Here is a 1,033-nt window from a genome sequence, read left to right as displayed (position 1 = left end):
GGGGTGGAGGGCGTCGAGGGAGACCTGCGTGCCGCGCACCGACTGCTCGCCGGAGGTCCGGGGCAGGTCGATGCCGACGCTGGCGTAGGCGGCCTGGACGAGGCCGGAGCAGTCCCAGGCGCCGGGGCCGGTGGAGCCCATGGAGTAGGCGTCGCCGAGCTGGGCGCGGACGAAGTCGACGATGGCCGAGCCGCTTCCGCTGCCGCCGGTGGCGGGCGCGGGGGCTTCGGCGGTGGCCGTGGCGAGGGTCTGGACCTGCTCCGCCGCGGCGGCGGCCTCCTCCGCGGCGGCGGCCTCGGCGGCCGCCTGCTGGCGGGCGCGGCGCTCAGCGGCCTCCTCGGCGGCGGCGCGGCGCTCGGCGGCCTGCTCGTGGGCCCGGGCGAGGGCGCGGTCCTGTGCGCGCTGCCAGTCGTCCCGGGCGGTGGTCTCACCGACGTACGTCTCGGTCGCGGCGGCGGCCAGGGCGGCGGCCTCGGCGTCGAGGATGGGGAGTTCCCCGGTGCGCTCCGCGGGCTGCTCGCCGGCGGACGCGGGGGTGGTCGCTCCGGTGACGGCCACGGTGCCGACCACGCCGGTCAGCAGGCCGCCGCGCAGGAGCGTGGTGGTGCGGGAGGCCCGGGGCTTGCGATGTCGGCCACGGGCGGCTCGATAACGAATTGGGGACATGGGGATAACGGCTATCAGCACCTCTCGCCGGATCTCAATTCCCGTGGCCTGCGTCACATCTGGCGTGTACGCGGCACGCGCCTGACCGGATTCGTCCGCCTTCGTCCGGTTCGCCGCTTCGCTCGCCGCGGGCCGACCGGGCGTGCGGAAACGGCCGTTGGCCTGTGGCTTGTCCGCTTTGCCCGGCCCCGGGCCGCCGACTAGCACGAAGCGGGCGGCCGTTCAACGTTGGCCCGCTGCTCCCGTCGTGCGCCGTGGCGTATGTCACGCTCGGATAACGGCCCGCGCGGGCGCCGCCACCGAGCGTGCCCGCCGTCCGGGGGTCCGGCCACAGGGGGTGGCGAAGCGGGCGCCTTTACCACAGGGC

General features: G+C 76.5%; 1 protein-coding gene. It reads right to left on the bottom strand.

The genetic code is table 11. The annotated features are described in order from the left end of the window. On the bottom strand, nt 1–666 hold a 666-nt coding region (locus D7231_RS35805; RefSeq protein ID WP_242000099.1), incomplete at its 3' end, for a C40 family peptidase. Between the last annotated feature and the right edge of the window lie 367 nt (nt 667–1,033).

Origin of the sequence: Streptomyces klenkii (assembly GCF_003626645.1) — a bacterium.
Lineage (GTDB): Bacteria > Actinomycetota > Actinomycetes > Streptomycetales > Streptomycetaceae > Streptomyces > Streptomyces klenkii.
Note: the sequence above shows the minus strand (reverse complement) of the source record. Positions and strands in the feature narration are given on the sequence as shown.